The organism is Hyphobacterium sp., assembly GCF_965228115.1.
Lineage (GTDB): Bacteria > Pseudomonadota > Alphaproteobacteria > Caulobacterales > Maricaulaceae > Hyphobacterium.
On record NZ_OZ245794.1, the window covers coordinates 1052155 to 1068960 of the forward strand.

A 16806-nucleotide genomic window follows, 5' to 3' on the forward strand; every position below is an offset into this window, starting at 1 on the left:
CATGGCCACCCTCGAAACAGATCCGATGTATCAGTTCGAAGTGCAGCCGGTTTTCGAGCTGCCGACCGTTCTCGGGATCGATTTGACGATCACCAACACCGCCCTGTGCATGATCATTGTGGTTCTGCTGATTGCCGGCGGCCTGTCCTTCCTGTCCCGACGTGGTGCGCTTGTTCCGTCGCGGGGCCAATCGGTGGCCGAACTGCTGTATGAATTCGTCGCCGACATGGCCAAGTCGATCATGGGCAAGGACGGAATGCGGTTCTTCCCCTACATCTTCACCCTGTTCACCTTCATCTTTGTGGCCAACCTGCTGGGCCTGGTGCCGGGCATGTTCACGGTCACAAGCCATATTATCGTGACGCTCATGTTGGGCTTGATCACAATCGGTACGGTCCTGTGGGTCGGGTTCACGAAGAATGGTCTGGGTTTTCTGCGCCTGTTCGCACCGGCGGGCCTGCCGCTCTGGATTTATCCCTTGCTGGTCCCGATCGAGATCCTGTCCTTCCTCAGCCGCCCGATCAGCCTGGCGATCCGCTTGTTCGCCAACATGCTGGCTGGCCACGTGCTGTTGAAGCTGTTCGGCGGCTTTACCATTCAATTGGTCGGCGCTCTGGGTCTGGTCGGTGCAGGTGGCATTCTGGCCATCCTGTCCATGGGCATCCTGACCGCTGTTACGGGCCTCGAATTCCTGATCGCCTTCCTTCAGGCCTACATTTTCGCTGTGCTCTCGTGCATCTACATCAATGATGCTCTGCACCCATCTCACTAACGAACTTAATTACCTCTTCATCTAAGGAGCTTCCCCAATGGAACTTGATGCAGCAAAGCAAATTGGCGCCGGTATCGCGGCCATCGCCCTCGCGGGTGCCGGTGTTGGTATCGGTATGATCTTCAGCAGCTATCTGTCCGGCGCTCTGCGTAACCCGTCCGCAGCTGCCAGCCAGTTCACCAACCTGCTGATCGGCTTCGCGCTGACGGAATTCACCGGCCTGCTGGGTTTCGTTGTCGCCATGATCATTCTTTTCGCCTGATCCATTAACGGGTGAAAAGCTGAAAGGACCAGTGACATGACGTCTGTCTCGCAGGTATTCGTCGAGATCGCATTCTTCGCACCGGAGGACGCTGCCGCAGGTGGCGATGCCTACGGTTCGGGCGGATTGCCACAGCTCGACATTTCCACCTGGCCAGGACAGATTTTCTGGCTGCTGGTCACCTTCGGCCTGTTGTTTTTCATCCTGTCCAATTCGGTCCTGCCGAAAATCGCGGCGACGATTGAAGACCGCCGGGACCGGATTGCAGACGATTGGGATGCTGCCGAGCAGAACAAACGGCAGGCCGAACAGGCGGCGGCGGATTACGAGAAGAATCTGGCCGATGCCCGTGCCAAGGCGCACAACATCGTGGCCACGACCCGCAAAGAGGTCGAGGCCGAGATCGCCGAAGGAAACCGGGAGGTGGAAAAGCAGATCAATTCCGAGCTGGATGCCGCCGAAGAGCGCATTTCAGCGATGCGGAAGGATGCGCTTTCCCACCTCGACGACATCTCCAGCGAACTGGCGGATGAACTCGTCAGCAAGCTGATTTCCGAGCCCAACGCCGGTTCGGCATAAGGAAGATTGAGAGCACACCATGCACTTCGATTATCTCCTTAATCCCACGACCGACCCGACTTTCTGGGTTTTCATTGGCCTGGTGATCGTCATCGGCATCGCAGTTATTGCGCGTGTACCGGGACTGCTGGCCAAAGCGCTGGATGAACGCGCGGCGACCATCCGCAACGAGTTGGACGAAGCGCGCCGGATGCGTGAAGAGGCCCAGGAGCTGATGGCGAGCTATCAGCGCAAGAAGCGCGAAGCCGAAGCGGAAGCCGAAGCCATCGTCGAAATGGCGCGTAAGGATGCGAAAATCCAGGCCGAGACCGCCCGGGCTGAGTCCTCTGCGCGCCTTGAGCGGCTGACCTCGCTGGCAGAGCAACGCATCGCACAGGCCGAGGCCCAGGCGATTGCCGATGTCAAATCGCGGGCCGCAGACCTGGCCGCTGCCAATGCGGCCGAACTGATTTCAAAAAACCTGAAGAAGTCCGACCATGCTGCGCGGTTGAAAACCGATCTGGCGGACATGGAAGAAAAGCTGAACTATCGTTAGTTCGACCCCTACAGAAACAAAGCCCCGGAGCTCCGGGGCTTTTTTCGTGCCAGACGTCAGGGCTGAGGCTTGTCTTCCTCGTCCGGCCTGTCGTCTTTTTCCCCGAACACACGCTTGACGCGGTTCCAGATTGCCGGGTGCCGTTTCAGAAAACCCGTGATTATTCGGTGGGCGGTTTTTGAACTGCCCGCCAGCAGGATCGCTCCGAAAATAAACAGCGGCAGGCCAACAGGGACAAATGGCGTCACGATGGCCAGCGGCAAAGCCAGAAACATCAACGCCAGACCCAGGGCCACGCCTATCATGCGCAGCACGGTCGCAATGACGCTGCCGATCGGATTACGGCTCATATTATTGAGCGTTTCGTTCATGCTTCTCCCGCGCGCGAAGTACTGGCTGTAGATAGGTCACACCTACATCGTTAGATAGGGTTTGGGAGCCACATTAACAGTGAAAAAGGCGAATCTTTGCCAGATAAGCAGTTAGAGTTTCGCCACTATCCCGTCTAGAACCTTCCGGGTAATCAGAACTGCGTATACGAATGGCCCATCCACCCGCCTCTCACCTCCAATCCGTCCAGATCCTGCGCGGTCTGGCGGCATTGGCTGTGGTGATCGGGCATCTCTATCAGGTTGAGTGGCGCTTTCTCGGCGAGGGGCTGACCTCGCCTTTTTTGTTGCACGGTTTTGCCGGAGTGGATCTGTTTTTCGTGATTTCCGGCTATGTCATGGTTCATGTGACCCGTGATTATGATCACAGGGCGGGAACCATCGGACGGTTCCTCTATCACCGGATCACCCGGATCTATCCACCCTTCTGGTTTTTTTCCGCCGTCATGCTGACGGCTCTTGTTTTCGGGCCGACGATTTCAGACCGCGAACTGACAAGCAGCTATATCTGGCAATCATTTCTGTTGGTTCCACAGCCGCAATTACCGCTATTGCCGGTCGGCTGGACGCTGATCCACGAGATGTATTTCTATCTCGTCTTTGCGATTTTGCTCTTCCTGCCGCGCAAGCTGTTGATGCCCGGCCTGGCCCTCTGGATGGCCGGCGTGGCGGTCGGCGCTGCCCTGGACCTGCACTTGCGGTCGGCTGTTCTGGGGCTGATCTTTCACCCTTTGACCTTCGAGTTCGCTCTTGGGGCGGTGATTGCCTATTTCCGCTTTTCTATGCCGCGCTGGATGGGTTGGGCGCATGTGGCGGCCGGGCTGGTCTTGTTTTCATCCGCCATTTTCTTGAGGCCGGCAATCTCCATTGAAAACTTTCCGGTTTTCTGGGACCGGTTGATCGTGTTCGGCATTCCCGCCGCCCTGATCGTTATGGGCGCGATCAATCTGGAGCCGCGCCGCCAGGGACGTGTCATCACATTTTTCAAGAATCTCGGTGATTGGTCCTATTCACTCTATCTCGGTCATTTGATCGTTCTGTCCGCCGGCGCCTGGCTCTGGGCGGCTGTGATGCCGGATATGGGCCTGATTGATAATGGCATCATGCTGGTCTTGCTCGTCATCGCGGCCATCATTGCTGCCTGGCTCAGCTATCGATTGGTGGAATACCCGCTGCTGGTCTGGACCCGTTCGGCAGGCCGGGTCCTGTTTCCGCGCAAATGACCTCAGCTCCGATCACCCGGTTGGGCAGCATCCAGGCGCTGCGGGCGATTGCTGCTCTGATGGTGGTGGCGATCCACATCCAGGCCAATGAATTGCGGCTGGGCGATCCGGTGCTCTCGCCCTGGCTCTATCATGGCGTGGCGGGGGTCGACCTCTTCTTCGTCATTTCCGGCTTCATCATGGTGCATGTCACACGCGGCCGGTTTGACACCGCAGGCCAGCCCCAGCGCTTCTTGTGGGACCGGCTCTGGCGCATCTACCCGCCCGCCCTGCTCTTCACTTTTTTGACGCTGATGGCGTTGATGGCTGCGGGCACGGTGGGAGACTGGCTGCCACAAACCGACCTCCTCGCCTCCTTCCTGCTCTTGCCGCAGGAGGGCGAGCCCTTGCTGGGTGTCGCCTGGACGCTGACCCATGAGCTTTACTTCTACCTCGTTTTTTGTGCGCTGCTTGTCCTGAAAGAGCGTTGGCTGCCGATCGGCCTGACGGTTTGGGGCAGTCTGATCGCAATTGGCTTGGCATCCGGCATCTCACGGGAGTCCGGTCCCTGGCTGGTGGTCGCCTTTCACCCGCACACCTATGAGTTCATCTTCGGGGCGTTTGCCGGGCTGGCTTATCATCGCGGCTGGATCCGCATTCCGGCGCTGATCCTGGCGGCCGGGATCGCCGCCCTGATGGCCGGTGCGCTCTGGATAGGATTACGGACGCCGGAAAATTATCCGCTTTTCTGGGGCCGGGTTCTGGCCTTTGGCCCGGCCAGCGTTTTGATCGTGGCGGGCATCGCCGGGCTGGAACAGCGCGGCCAGTTGCGTTTTCCGGACTGGTCCCAGCGCATTGGTGACTGGTCCTACAGCCTGTATCTCAGCCATGTACTGGTGATCGTGACGCTGACCCATCTCTGGCTGCCGCGCGCTATGCCTGGGCCCATCGATAATCTTGCGCTGATTTTCGCCATGCTCGCGGGATCGCTGATCGTCTCTGCACTTGCCTATTATGTGTATGAGCGCCCGGCACTGGCGCTGGGAAAGCGCCTGCGCCGGACAGCCCTCAAATAGGCTTCACCTATTCCGCGGCTTCCGCGACGGGCGGGGTCCAGCGCAATACCGGCTGACGCGCAGCCCGCGTTTCATCCAGACGGCGCATCGGCGCATACACTGGGGCGGCCTTGAAACGATCCACATCACCGGCCCTGGCGGCTTCCGACAGGCCGCGCAGCACATCGCAAAAGCGGTCGAGACCGGATTTGGATTCGGTTTCAGTGGGCTCGATCAGCATCGCCCCATGCACCACCAGCGGGAAATACATCGTCATGGGATGATAGCCCTCATCGATCATCGCCTTGGCGAAATCGAGCGTGGTCACGCCGGTATCTTTCAGGAAGCGATCATCGAACAGGGCTTCGTGCATGCAGGTGCCGTCAAAGGCCGGCGTCATGACATCTTTCAGGCAAGCGAGGATGTAGTTCGCATTCAGCACCGCATCTTCCGAGGCCTGCTTCAACCCGTCAGAACCATGGCTCATCATATAGGTGAGCGCGCGGGTAAACATGCCCATCTGACCGTGGAAAGCCGTCATCCGGCCAAAGGGGTGCGCGCCTGTGCCGTCTACATCGGTCTCGTTCTCTGCCATGCGCAGGGACGCGCCATCTTCCGTCTGGATGACGAAAGGCAACGGTGCATAGGGCGCGAGCGCTTCGGACAGCACTGTCGGGCCGGAGCCCGGACCGCCGCCGCCATGCGGGGTGGAAAAAGTTTTGTGCAAATTGATGTGCATCGCATCAATACCCAGATCGCCCGGACGCACGCGACCAACAATCGCGTTGAAATTCGCGCCATCGCAGTAGAAATAACCGCCCGCCTCATGGATCAGATCGGCGATCTCTTTGATATCGCGTTCAAACAGCCCGCACGTGTTCGGGTTGGTCAGCATGATGCCGGCGACATCATCGCCCAGCTTGGCCTTGAAGGCCGCCATATCGACACGGCCGGTTTCATCAGCCGGAATTTCATCGCAATGAAAGCCACACTGAACCGCTGTTGCCGGGTTCGTGCCGTGCGCCGATTCCGGCACCAGCACGCGGCGGCGGTGGGTCTCGCCGCGCGCATCCAGCGCCGCGCGGATCGACATCATGCCGCAAAGCTCGCCATGAGCGCCGGCTTTCGGGCTCATCGCCACGGCCGGCGTATTCGTGAGCACCATCAACCAGCGCGCCAACTCTTCAATCAGCTTGTAAGCGCCCTGAACAGTCTGTTCCGGCTGCAAGGGATGCAGATCGGCAAAGCCCGGCAGGCGCGCCATCTTCTCATTGAGGCGCGGATTGTGCTTCATCGTGCACGAGCCAAGCGGATAAAGCCCCAGATCAATCGCGTAATTCTTGCGCGAAAGGCGCACATAATGGCGCATGGTTTCCGGCTCGGAGAGGCCCGGCAGGCCAATCACGCCTTCGCGTTTCAAACCACCCAGGCGGTTTGGCGTGCCCTTGGGTTCCGGCAGGTCCACGCCAGAAACGTCCAGTGAACCGCGCTCGAACAATAGCGCTTCGGACTGTTCGAGCCCGCGCGAGCCTGAGAAGCTGTCTTCATATCCGCCGGGATCGATATCGTGTTCCATACGGGTCGGACGGCCGTGTGTGTTCATGCCCATCAGACACTCTCCCGCAGTGTGGTTTCGAAGGCGGCCAGATCCGCCTCGGAATTGGTTTCCGTGGCGGCGATGATCAGCACATCTTGCATCTCGCCGGGATAGAGCCGCGAGGCGGGGACCCCGCCCAGAACGCCTTTCTTTACAAGCGCATCGAGCACATCCGAGGCCTTCTTCGGCAAGCGGACCGCAAACTCGTTGAAGAAGGTATCGGTGAGCAGCTCCACACCGTCGATGGCGGACAAACGATCCGCAAGGTCGCAAGCCGTTTCATGATTGAGCTGAGCCAGCGTGGTCAGGCCCTTCTCGCCCAGCAGCGTCATGTGAATGGTGAAGGCCAGCGCACACAGGCCGGAATTGGTACAGATATTCGACGTCGCCTTATCGCGGCGGATATGCTGTTCGCGCGTGGAGAGCGTCAGCACATAACCGCGGCGGCCATCGGCATCGACGGTTTCCCCAGCCAAGCGGCCCGGCAGATTGCGGATCAAATTCCGGTCATTGCGGCAGGCAAACAGTCCCACATAAGGCCCGCCAAAATTGAGGCCCACGCCTATGCCCTGGCCCTCGCCGACCACGATATCCGCACCCATTTCACCGGGTGACTTCACCAGCCCCAGCGAAACCGGTTCGGTGAAGACGGCAATCACCAGCGCGCCATGCTGCTGCGCTTTCTCGGCGATTTCGGTGAGATCATGCAGGCGGCCAAATACGTCTGGCGTCTGGATAACCACACAGGCCGTTTCATCATCAATCAGCTCGGCAATGCCCGACAGGCCGTCCAGATCCGGCTGCGACGAGACAATGTCAATGTCCATGTATTTGGCGGTCGTGCGCGTGGTGGCCGCATAATGCGGATGCAGCGAGCCTGCCAGAACGGCACGTTTGCGCTTGGTGACGCGGGCGGCCATCAGCACGGCTTCGCCGCAAGCCGTTGAGCCGTCATACATTGAGGCATTGGCCACATCCATGCCCGTCATCAAGGCGACCTGGGTCTGGAACTCGAAAAGGGTTTGCAGCGTGCCCTGGCTGATCTCCGGCTGATAGGGGGTATAAGCCGTCAGGAATTCAGAGCGCTGGATGAGGTGATCGACCGTCGCCGGGATGTGGTGCTTATACGCCCCGGCTCCGACAAAGAACGGCACGCTGGACGCCGGCGTATTTTCCGCCGCCAGCTTCGCCAAGGCCCGCTCGACTTCCAGCTCGGTCTGATGCGGCGGCAAATCCACCGGCCCATCGAGGCGCGCGGCTTCCGGCACGTCGGTAAAAAGGCCATCAATCGACTCAACGCCGATCTTCGCCAGCATGTCGCGCCGGTCAGCCGGCGTCAGCGGAAGATATCTCATCCGAAAATCCTGTTTTCCTAGGCGATATGCGCCTTGTAAGCGGCGTCATCCATCAGGCCGTCAAGTTGTTCTTTTTCGGTCAATTTCAACTTCACAAACCAGCCTTCGCCATCCGGGCTTTCATTGACTTTCTGCGGCTCGCCTTCCAGCGCGTCATTGACGGCAATCACCTCGCCAGCGACCGGGGCGTAAACCTCCGAAGCAGCCTTCACCGATTCAACCACGGCCATCTCATCGCCCTGGGCGAAGCTGGCACCAACTTCCGGTAATTCGACGAAAACCACATCGCCGAGCTGTTCTGCCGCATAGGCGGTGATGCCGACGACGCCGTCTTCGCCGTCAATTTTCACCCATTCATGATCCTTGGTGTATTTCACGCTCATCGCGTCCTCCCCTTAAAGCTAATTGCCCCGATAATAACGCTGTTCAACAAACGGCATTTTGGTGATTTTGGCGGGCCGCGCCTTGCCACGCAGCAAGATCTCCACCTCTGTCTCAGCAACCGCGAATTCCGTGTCGACATAGGCCATGCCCACCGGCCCGCCCACTGTTGGGCCGAACCCGCCGGATGTGACGGCACCGATGGTCTTGCCATCCTTGACCACTTCCGCGCCTTCGCGTGCCGGAGCGCCAGACATGGTAAAGCCCACACGTTTCCGCGCGGGCTTGTCGGCGAACATCTGCATCACGCGTTCCGCACCAGGAAAATCGAGTTTTTCGCGGCGCGGCTTGGCGACGGCCCACATCAAAGTGGCTTCTGCTGGCGTTTTGCTCTCGTCCATGTCATGGCCGTAAAGGCAAAGCCCGGCTTCCAGGCGCAAGGAATCGCGTGCGCCCAGACCAATCGGCTTGACCCGGTCATCGCTCAGCAATTTGCGCGTTATCGCGTCAGCCTGATCCGCCGGAATGGAGATCTCAAACCCGTCCTCGCCCGTATAGCCAGAGCGAGAGACGTAGATTTCAACGCCGTCCAGATCGAACACGCCACACTGCATGAAAACAAGATCGCCCGCGCCCGGAACCAGCGCGGCAAAAACGTCCGCCGCTTGCGGGCCTTGCAGTGCGATCAGCGCGCGATCCTCAATCACGTTCAAGGGTCCGCCGGATTTTTCGGCGATATGCGCAAAATCATTGGCCTTGGTGGCAGCATTCACAACCAGAAACAGGCCGTCTGACCCGAAAGGCCGGGAGATCATCAGATCATCCATGATCCCGCCCTGATCATTCAATAACAGCGTATAACGCTGCTCGCCTTCGCCCAGCGTGGAAAGATCCGCCGTGATCAGCTTTTCCAGTGCGCCTTCATCGCCCGTGTAATGGGCCTGACCCATATGCGAGACATCAAACAGGCCGGCTGCCTCACGCGTGTGATTATGCTCGGCCATGATGCCTTCAAATTGCAGCGGCATGTCATACCCGGCGAAGGGCACAATCTTCGCGCCCAGCTCGACATGAAGATTATAGAGCGGTGTGCGCAGCGTCTCTGTCATACGTGTTGCCCCGTTGCCGGCATGCCCGGTGATCACCGGACGGCCCCCGCTGTCTCAATAACCTGAGAGATTCCACAAGAAGAGGAACGCCCTCCCTTGCTTGCTCCTTCGGTGGGACGCGTTGCCCGCGCCCGCTTTCCAGCGTTTCGTCATCCCGCGGTCCTTCGGCCTGAGCGTTTCCGGGGCGGTTGCGCCTTCGGCGCCGGCTTTATTCGCCGGTCTCTCCCGCGGGGACGGGAAGCAAGGAGGTTTAGAGCGGGGAAAAGAAGAGTCAATCGCGTATGCGAGGGACGTCTGCGCTACATTTTCTCCGGTGCTTCCAGCCCGATCAGGGACAGGCCGATTTCCAGCTGTTTCAGCGTGGTTTTCGCCAATGTCAGGCGTGAGGCGCGGATGGCGGCATCTTCTTCCGGCAGAATCGGACAGGCGCCATAAAAAGACGAAAACGCCTGCGCCAGCGAATAGACATGCTCGCAGATATGGTTTGGCGCGCGCTGTTCATAGGCGCGCTTCAGCGCGGCATCAAACCCGTCCAGACGGCGGATCAGCGTCGCTTCTGCGGGATCGGAAATCGTCACCGGACCGCCATCCAGACTTTTTTCCGCCGCCTTGCGAAGGATCGATTTGATCCGCACCGCTTGATAAAGAAGGTAAGGTCCGGTCTTGCCCTCGAAAGAGACAAACCGGTCGAGATCAAAAATGTAATTCGTGGTCCGGAAATTTTGCAGGTCGGCGAATTTGATCGCCGCATTTGCGACCTTGCGGGCCACTGAGTCGAATTCCTCGGCCGGTAATTCTGCGCCCAGACCTGCCTCATTTAGCCGCGCCTTGGCGCGCTCCAACGCTTCTGAGATCAGATCGGCGAGGCTGAACGTGCCGCCAGAGCGGGTGCGCAAACGCTTGCCATCCGGGCCATTAACCGTACCGAATTTGATGTGCTCCAGCGCGCCTTCTTCGGCCAGACCGGCCTTGTAAGCGGCGCGGAAAACCTGCTCGAAATGATCGGATTGGCCCAGATCGACCACATAGAAGATATGATCCGGATCGACTGTCTGTTTCCGATCCAGAATGGTCGCAAGGTCTGTCGTGCCGTAAAGCGCCGCGCCCTGGGAGCTGACCAGAATCAGCGGGGCGAGCTCTTTTTTGTCGGAATTGCGCGCCACGCGGACAATCCACGCCCCGTCGGACTTTTCCGCCACGCCGCGCGCCTTGAAATCCTCGACGAGGCCGGGGATCAGATCATTGACGTCGCTTTCGCCCCTCCACAGATCGAAATGCACGCCGAGTGCATCAAAATCCTGTTTCAGCGCGGCAATAGAAACGGAAATGAAATGCGCCAGAAGCGCGCGATAACCGCGCCGTCCGGCTTGCAACTCTGCAGTTGCTTTCCGGGCGATCGCCGCCCGGTCATCGTCTTCCTTGGCCTTGGTGGCCGCTTGCGGATAAAGGCGGGATAGGTCCTGGATCGTCACCGGCGGCTTGGCCGGATAGTCACCGTCAAATTCCGGATCGAAATAGGGAAGGCTCGGCTGTTCGGTTTCCAGCTCGGTCACCAACAGGCCCATCTGATAGCCCCAATCACCCAGATGGATGTCCGAGACGACTTTCTCGCCCAGAAACCGCATCAGGCGCTGCAGGCTATCGCCCAGCACAGAAGAGCGCAAATGGCCCACATGCATCGCCTTCGCGACATTCGGCCCGCCAAAATCAATCATTACCGTGCGCGGGGTTTCGACATGCCCCGCCCCCACACGCGGATCGGCGGCAAGCGCATCAGCCTGCCCGGCATAGACAAGCGCTTTTGGCGTCAGATTAAGAAAGCCCGGCCCGGCAATTTCGATAGTTTCAAAATCCGGATCGTCTTGCAGTTGGGCGGCCACGTCTTCCGCCACAGCGCGCGGCGCTTTCTTCGCGATCTTCGCTGCCGCCATTGCGCCATTGCACTGATAGGGGGCGAGATCGGGCCGGTCGGATTCGGCGCATTGCCCCAACTCCGCAGGTAGTCCGGCAGCTTCAAACGCCGCCCCGACGCGCGCGGAAAGGGTGTCTACAATCGAGGCCATAAGTCTATTGGTCGGGTCGTCCAGCATCGACCTGGAAGCGTTGACCGGAACGGTTCCAGAGGATCTGCTCGTCGGTAAGGTCGAAGCCGACAATAATTTCGAAGTTCGTGCCGGACGTATTATTCGTTGCGCGCGGAATAATGATTTCCGACATCCGCTCTGTCAGGAAGACCCGGTCTTCACCCGGCTCGAAGCGGACACGGATCGGGAAGTCCTGGCGATGGATCACCACATTGTCGCGGCGGGTCACAGCGACAAAATACGTGAAAGTATGCTCACTACCGACCGCAGCCGGGCCCCGTCCAAAACCGAAATCAATTTCCAGATTGGCGTTGATGGGGCGGTCGTCGAAATAGCGGCAGAGTGAACGTACACTGTTAATCTCACCGGTAAATCCAACCGCCGCGAACGTGTTGCTATCATCGGCAAGTTCAACAACCCGCTGGGCATCACGCAATGTCAAAGCCGACGGGCAGGGGCCGGGATTGTCAGGATTGTTGGCGAACGCGTCCTCGAAAGTATTGCATCCACTGACCAGCAAGGCGAAGGCGGGAATAATCCAGCGCATAAATGATGACTCCGGGTGGGCCCTTGATTAAACCGGTCATACGATGACTGTTTGGCTGTCGCAACGGCAGCTGCGCATATGAGGATGGTGAATGCCGGGCGAGAAACAGAAGCTGACGATATTGCTGGCTGCGCCGCGTGGTTTCTGCGCCGGTGTTGACCGGGCGATCCAGATCGTCGAACGCGCGATTCACAAGTTTGGTGCGCCCGTCTATGTGCGCCATGAGATCGTTCACAACACCCATGTCGTCAGCCGGTTGGAAAAACTCGGCGCGGTTTTCGTGGATGAACTCGATGAAGTTCCCGGCGACCGCCCGGTCGTCTTTTCCGCGCATGGTGTGCCGAAATCTGTTCCGCAAGCCGCGCGCGAGCGCGAGATGATCTATGTCGATGCGACCTGCCCGCTCGTCTCCAAAGTCCATATCGAGGCCCAGCGTCATCACAAGGCAGGCTTCGAGATTGTGCTGATCGGTCATGCCGGCCACCCGGAAGTCGTGGGCACGCTGGGTCAGCTGCCCGACGGGGCCATCACACTGATTGAGACCGTTGAGGATGTGGCCGGTTTCAAGCCCCGCGACCCGGAAAAGATCGCCTTCGTGACCCAGACGACGCTTTCGGTGGATGACACCGCCGAGATCGTCGAAGCCTTACGGACACGCTTTCCATCCGTTGCCGCGCCGCACAAGGAAGACATTTGTTATGCTACCACCAATCGGCAGGATGCGGTGAAAGCCATGGCAGAGTCGTGTGACATGGTCTGGGTGATTGGCTCTGAAACCTCTTCGAACTCCAAGCGGCTGGTCGAGGTCGCCGAACGCGCCGGTGCGCGCAACGCGGCCTTGATAGAAGATGCCAGCGCGATTGACTGGAGCGCGATGGAAAACGCCACCACGATCGGGATTACGGCGGGCGCCTCGGCCCCGGAATCGCTGGTGGAAGGCGTCATCTCGGCGATTGGCGAGCGCTATGACATCAGCGTCGAAGAGCTTCGCGTCACCCATGAGGATGTAATCTTTAAATTGCCGCGCCTGGTGGCTTAGGAGGGGCTTTATGAGCGAAAATAAAACCAAACCCACAGCCATCACCCCGGCAGACTTTATTGCCTCGGTCGAGCATGATGGCCGCCGGGAGGACGCAAAAACCCTGCTCGACCTGTTCGAACGCATGACAGGCTGGAAAGCCAAGATGTGGGGCCCGTCCATCATCGGTTTTGGTGAATATCACTACAAATATGACAGCGGCCGCGAGGGCGATTTTCTAGCCACCGGTTTTTCCCCGCGCAAAGCCAATCTGAGCATCTACATCATGCCGGGCTATCAGGATTATGAGGGCATTCTGGCTCGCCTCGGCAAGCACAAGCATGGCAAATCCTGCCTCTATGTGAACAAGCTGGCCGATATCGATCTGGACGTGCTCGAAGAGCTTGTGAAGGCCGGGCTGGACGATCTGTCGAAAAAGTATCCGGTCAAGCCAAGTTGAGCCCGCGGCCCAAAGACGTTGTTCAGGCCTGGGTCGAGGCGTTCAACACCGGTGATGCAAATGCGGTTGCAAGTTTCTATCACCAGGACGCCATCAATCATCAGGTCGCCAACCAACCGGTTGTAGGCCGCGCCGCTATCCGTGAAATGTTCGAAGCGGAATTTGCACGGGCCCAAATGGTTTGCGTGATCGAAAACCTGTTTGAAGATGGCGGTTGGGCGATACTGGAGTGGACGGATCCGCTGGGGTTGAGAGGTTGTGGATTTTTCCAGATCGAAGACGGAAAGATAAGGTTACAGCGAGGCTATTTCGACAAGCTGAGCTTCTACCGCACGCAGGGCATCCCATTGAAAGAGGCCATTCGCGAATGAACCGGATCACCATTCACACGGACGGGGCCTGTTCGGGCAATCCGGGTCCGGGTGGCTGGGGTGCTATCCTGGAATGGAAGGGGCACCGCAAGGAGATCAATGGGGCCGAGCCAGACACGACCAATAACCGCATGGAGTTGATGGCCGCAATCCAGGCCCTGAAGGCGGTGAAAGGCAAGAACAAGTCTATCCGGCTGGTGACCGATTCAACCTATGTCAAAAACGGCGTGACCACCTGGATCCATGGCTGGAAGCGCAATGGCTGGAAGACCTCCGCCAAAAGGCCGGTCAAAAACGCTGATCTCTGGAAAGAACTCGACGAGGCCGCCGCGCGTCATGAGGTGGAATGGGACTGGGTCAAGGGACATTCCGGCGATCCGGACAATGACCGCGCCGATGAGCTGGCACGGCTGGCCATCGCGCAAATGCGCGATGCCAGCCTGATGTAGACGCCGGGAAGGTTCAGGCCTTCAGGATCAAACGTGTTCCATCGACCTGGGTAACAAGCGCGCTGGACCCTTTGGCCAGATCGGCCCCATCCTCGGTCCTGGCCGACCATTCCGTATCGCCATGACGCACGCGGCCACGGCCTTCGGTAAAGCCTTTAACGACAGTGACACGCTCACCAATCAGATAAGTGGCCCGCTGGTTCAGCCCGCTATCGGCCCCGCTTTTCAGGCGCGGCTTCACATACCGGTCGCCGACAATCAGGAAACCAACCCCGAGCACGGAAAACAGAATCAGCTCCACAGGCCAACCCGTAAAGGGGGCGATCAGTGCGGTCACCAGCGCCGCAGCCGCCGGCCAGAGCAGATAGGTGGTATTGGTCAGCAACTCGGCGATCAGCAACGCCGCGACGAGACCGAGCCACCACCAGAGATTCAGTCCTTCCAGAGCAGAAATCAGAACGTCCATTCATGCGCTCCTAGCGGGTTGGTGGAACGCTGGTTCGGGTCTGCCCGACAGCATCCGTTGCAGCGTCCTTCGCAGCGTCTCGGGCTGCATTCGCAAGTTCGCCCACGCCCATCACGGTTGAGACAATGTTCGAGAACTCCGCTGGAATGATGACCGTTTTTTGTTGGTCAGACACCGCCAGCTGGGCGAAAGCCTCTACATATTTCTGGCCGAGGAAGTAGTTAATCGCGTTCAAATCGCCTTGGGCGATCGCCGCCGAAACCATGTCGGTAGCCTTGGCTTCAGCCTCCGCTTCACGTTCGCGCGCCTCAGCGTCGCGGAAAGCCGCTTCCTTGCGGCCTTCGGCTTCGAGAATCAAAGACTGTTTTTCGCCCTCGGCTTTCAGGATTTCTGATTGCTTCTGGCCTTCCGCCTCGAGGATTTCGGCACGCTTCAAACGCTCGGCTTTCATCTGCCGGGCCATGGCCTCGGTGATGTCCGGCGGCGGGTTGAGGTCCCGGATCTCGATCCGCGTGACCTTGACGCCCCAGGGATTGGTCGCCGCATCAATGACTGACAGGAGACGCGCATTGATGTCATCCCGGTTGGAAAGGACCTGGTCGAGATCCATGGAGCCCACTACGGTCCGCACATTCGTCATCGCCAGATTGACAATGGAAAAGTCCAGATTGTCGACTTCATAGGCCGCACGCGCGGCTTCCATCACCTGGATAAACACCACGGCATCGACCGACACCATGGCGTTATCCTTGGTGATGACTTCCTGCTTGGGCACGTCCAGCACCCGTTCGCGCATATTGATCTTGTACCGGACCATGTCGACAAAAGGCACGATGAAATGAAGGCCCGGATCCAGTTTGCGTGTGAAGCGCCCGAACCGTTCCACCGTATATTCCATGCCCTGCGGTACTGATTTGATTGCCATCGAGACAACCAGCAGCGCCAGAACGACGACAACGCCGATAAAAATCAATTCACCCATTCAGTCTCTCCCTGTCTTCGTTTCGTTTAGAGCTGTTCCAGCATGTGTTCCGCGCTGGAAGTGCGGAAATCGCCGGGCGCTTCGGTATTCAGAAGATCGACAACGCCATCCTTCACCAGCATGGAAAAGCGTTGGGAACGCACGCCCATGCCAAAGCCGGAACCATCCATCGTCAAACCCGTTGCCTTGGCAAAATCACCATTGCCATCGGCCAGCATGACGACATCTTCGCCAACGCCCTGATCCTTGCCCCAGGCATCCATGACGAAGACATCATTGACTGAAACGCAGGCAATCTGATCGACCCCTTTCGCCTTCAGCTCAGCGGCCTTTTCAACAAAGCCCGGCAGGTGTTTGGCCGAACAGGTCGGTGTAAATGCCCCCGGGACAGCAAACAGGGCCACTGTCTTGCCGGCGAAGACATCACTCGTCTTCATTTGTGTTGGCCCCTCGGCCGTCATGACCCCAAAAACCGCCTCCGGAAGCCGGTCACCCTTTGAAATCGTCATCGCATAAAGCTCCTTGTCTGATGCGCTTTGAATAAATCTTGCCCGATCAATTCTTTTCTGGATAGCGGGAATATCCCTTTACCTGTCCCGAAAAAAGGACAAGCATGACCTTATGGCTAGCAAGGGATATCTCACCGGCAAGCTACTGATTGCCAGCCCGGCTATCGGCGATCCCCGCTTTGACCGCGCCCTGATCTATATTTGTGATCACGACGACGAGCACGCCATGGGCATTGCCGTGAACAATCCGGTGGATGATTTGCGCTTGCCGACGCTGTTCGATCAGCTGGAAATCGAAAGCGATATTCGCGTTCCCGACCGCGCGGTGCTAAATGGCGGCCCGGTCGATGGCGATCGCGGCTTTGTCCTGCATACACCTGATTTCTCCCATGATAACGCGACCATGCGGGTCTCCAGCAATATCTGCCTGACGGCAACGCGCGAAGTGCTGGATGCCATGGCCTCCAATCAGCCACCCCGCCGGTCTGTGCTGGCTTTGGGTTATGCTGGATGGGGTCCGGGTCAGCTGGAAGATGAATTACAGGCCAGCGCCTGGCTGGTTGCCGAACCGGAAGAATCGCTTATTTTCGATGATGGCTTCGAGAACAAATGGGATCGGGCGCTGGCGTTAATTGGTGTGGATCCCGCGCGCCTTTCGGCGATTTCTGGTCATGCCTGACGGGC

21 protein-coding genes and 2 riboswitches are annotated in these 16806 nt (G+C 58.7%); of the genes, 11 read left to right on the forward strand and 10 right to left on the reverse strand.

The window, feature by feature from the left end; all coding sequences use genetic code 11:
* Position 1: 1 nt before the first annotated feature.
* The 4 genes from ACO079_RS05730 to ACO079_RS05745 are packed head-to-tail and all read left to right on the forward strand — an operon-like array spanning position 2 to position 2148.
* A complete protein-coding gene (locus ACO079_RS05730) occupies positions 2–772 on the forward strand; it encodes a F0F1 ATP synthase subunit A (protein ID WP_421792446.1) in 771 nt (256 codons plus the stop codon).
* A gap of 37 nt (positions 773–809) precedes the next feature.
* Positions 810–1034, forward strand: a complete 225-nt coding sequence (locus ACO079_RS05735) for a F0F1 ATP synthase subunit C (RefSeq protein ID WP_421792448.1) — start codon at positions 810–812, stop codon at positions 1032–1034.
* 36 nt (positions 1035–1070) lie between these two features.
* Entirely contained in the window at positions 1071–1613 is a 543-nt protein-coding gene (locus tag ACO079_RS05740; RefSeq protein WP_421792450.1) for a F0F1 ATP synthase subunit B', read from the forward strand.
* Positions 1614–1632: 19 nt separating this feature from the next.
* On the forward strand, positions 1633–2148 hold the full coding sequence (locus ACO079_RS05745; protein ID WP_421792451.1) for a F0F1 ATP synthase subunit B: 516 nt from the start codon (positions 1633–1635) through the stop codon (positions 2146–2148).
* Between the two features lie 56 nt (positions 2149–2204).
* Here ACO079_RS05745 and ACO079_RS05750 read toward each other — a convergent pair whose 3' ends face one another.
* Positions 2205–2519, reverse strand: a complete 315-nt coding sequence (locus ACO079_RS05750) for a hypothetical protein (RefSeq protein WP_421792453.1) — start codon at positions 2517–2519, stop codon at positions 2205–2207.
* 170 nt (positions 2520–2689) lie between these two features.
* Between ACO079_RS05750 and ACO079_RS05755 the strand changes: the two genes are divergently transcribed.
* Positions 2690–3760 (forward strand): acyltransferase family protein, encoded by a 1071-nt coding sequence (locus tag ACO079_RS05755; protein WP_421792454.1) that lies wholly within the window; start codon positions 2690–2692, stop codon positions 3758–3760.
* Positions 3757–4815: an acyltransferase family protein gene (locus tag ACO079_RS05760; RefSeq protein WP_421792456.1), complete on the forward strand. Its 1059-nt coding sequence runs from the start codon at positions 3757–3759 to the stop codon at positions 4813–4815. Before ACO079_RS05755 ends, ACO079_RS05760 begins: the two co-directional genes overlap by 4 nt.
* A gap of 7 nt (positions 4816–4822) precedes the next feature.
* On the opposite strand, the gene gcvPB is transcribed toward ACO079_RS05760, so the two are convergent.
* From gcvPB to ACO079_RS05790, 6 genes are all read right to left on the reverse strand, one after another.
* Positions 4823–6403 (reverse strand): aminomethyl-transferring glycine dehydrogenase subunit GcvPB, encoded by a 1581-nt coding sequence (gene gcvPB / locus ACO079_RS05765; RefSeq protein WP_421792458.1) that lies wholly within the window; start codon positions 6401–6403, stop codon positions 4823–4825.
* On the reverse strand, positions 6403–7746 hold the full coding sequence (gene gcvPA, locus ACO079_RS05770; protein ID WP_421792459.1) for an aminomethyl-transferring glycine dehydrogenase subunit GcvPA: 1344 nt from the start codon (positions 7744–7746) through the stop codon (positions 6403–6405). The genes gcvPB and gcvPA overlap by 1 nt, the downstream gene beginning before the upstream one ends.
* 17 nt (positions 7747–7763) lie before the next feature.
* Positions 7764–8129 carry a glycine cleavage system protein GcvH gene (gene gcvH / locus ACO079_RS05775; protein ID WP_421792461.1) on the reverse strand — a complete coding sequence of 122 codons (366 nt, stop codon included), beginning with the start codon at positions 8127–8129 and terminating at the stop codon, positions 7764–7766.
* Positions 8130–8147: 18 nt separating this feature from the next.
* On the reverse strand, positions 8148–9236 hold the full coding sequence (gene gcvT, locus ACO079_RS05780; RefSeq protein WP_421792462.1) for a glycine cleavage system aminomethyltransferase GcvT: 1089 nt from the start codon (positions 9234–9236) through the stop codon (positions 8148–8150).
* 47 nt (positions 9237–9283) lie between these two features.
* Positions 9284–9380, reverse strand: a riboswitch (glycine riboswitch).
* Positions 9381–9383: 3 nt separating this feature from the next.
* Positions 9384–9474, reverse strand: a riboswitch (glycine riboswitch).
* 61 nt (positions 9475–9535) lie between these two features.
* Entirely contained in the window at positions 9536–11299 is a 1764-nt protein-coding gene (gene argS, locus ACO079_RS05785; protein ID WP_421792464.1) for an arginine--tRNA ligase, read from the reverse strand.
* Between the two features lie 4 nt (positions 11300–11303).
* Positions 11304–11867: a hypothetical protein gene (locus tag ACO079_RS05790; RefSeq protein ID WP_421792466.1), complete on the reverse strand. Its 564-nt coding sequence runs from the start codon at positions 11865–11867 to the stop codon at positions 11304–11306.
* Between the two features lie 91 nt (positions 11868–11958).
* Here ACO079_RS05790 and ispH point away from each other — a divergent pair, with 91 nt between their 5' ends.
* Genes ispH through rnhA form a run of 4 tightly spaced genes read left to right on the forward strand, consistent with a single transcriptional unit; the run spans position 11959 to position 14165 of the window.
* Complete coding sequence (gene ispH / locus ACO079_RS05795; protein WP_421792467.1) at positions 11959–12906, forward strand: 4-hydroxy-3-methylbut-2-enyl diphosphate reductase; 948 nt, start codon at positions 11959–11961, stop codon at positions 12904–12906.
* A gap of 10 nt (positions 12907–12916) precedes the next feature.
* A complete protein-coding gene (locus ACO079_RS05800; RefSeq protein ID WP_421792469.1) occupies positions 12917–13345 on the forward strand; it encodes a DUF1801 domain-containing protein in 429 nt (142 codons plus the stop codon).
* Positions 13342–13716 (forward strand): nuclear transport factor 2 family protein, encoded by a 375-nt coding sequence (locus tag ACO079_RS05805; RefSeq protein WP_421792471.1) that lies wholly within the window; start codon positions 13342–13344, stop codon positions 13714–13716. Before ACO079_RS05800 ends, ACO079_RS05805 begins: the two co-directional genes overlap by 4 nt.
* On the forward strand, positions 13713–14165 hold the full coding sequence (gene rnhA / locus ACO079_RS05810) for a ribonuclease HI (RefSeq protein WP_421792473.1): 453 nt from the start codon (positions 13713–13715) through the stop codon (positions 14163–14165). Before ACO079_RS05805 ends, rnhA begins: the two co-directional genes overlap by 4 nt.
* Positions 14166–14178: 13 nt before the next feature.
* Here rnhA and ACO079_RS05815 read toward each other — a convergent pair whose 3' ends face one another.
* Genes ACO079_RS05815 through ACO079_RS05825 form a run of 3 tightly spaced genes read right to left on the reverse strand, consistent with a single transcriptional unit; the run spans position 14179 to position 16122 of the window.
* Entirely contained in the window at positions 14179–14631 is a 453-nt protein-coding gene (locus ACO079_RS05815) for an NfeD family protein (protein ID WP_421792475.1), read from the reverse strand.
* 10 nt (positions 14632–14641) lie between these two features.
* Complete coding sequence (locus tag ACO079_RS05820; RefSeq protein ID WP_421792476.1) at positions 14642–15613, reverse strand: SPFH domain-containing protein; 972 nt, start codon at positions 15611–15613, stop codon at positions 14642–14644.
* A gap of 26 nt (positions 15614–15639) precedes the next feature.
* Positions 15640–16122 carry a peroxiredoxin gene (locus ACO079_RS05825; RefSeq protein ID WP_421792477.1) on the reverse strand — a complete coding sequence of 161 codons (483 nt, stop codon included), beginning with the start codon at positions 16120–16122 and terminating at the stop codon, positions 15640–15642.
* A gap of 112 nt (positions 16123–16234) precedes the next feature.
* Here ACO079_RS05825 and ACO079_RS05830 point away from each other — a divergent pair, with 112 nt between their 5' ends.
* Positions 16235–16801 (forward strand): YqgE/AlgH family protein, encoded by a 567-nt coding sequence (locus tag ACO079_RS05830; protein ID WP_421792478.1) that lies wholly within the window; start codon positions 16235–16237, stop codon positions 16799–16801.
* Positions 16802–16806: the final 5 nt, after the last annotated feature.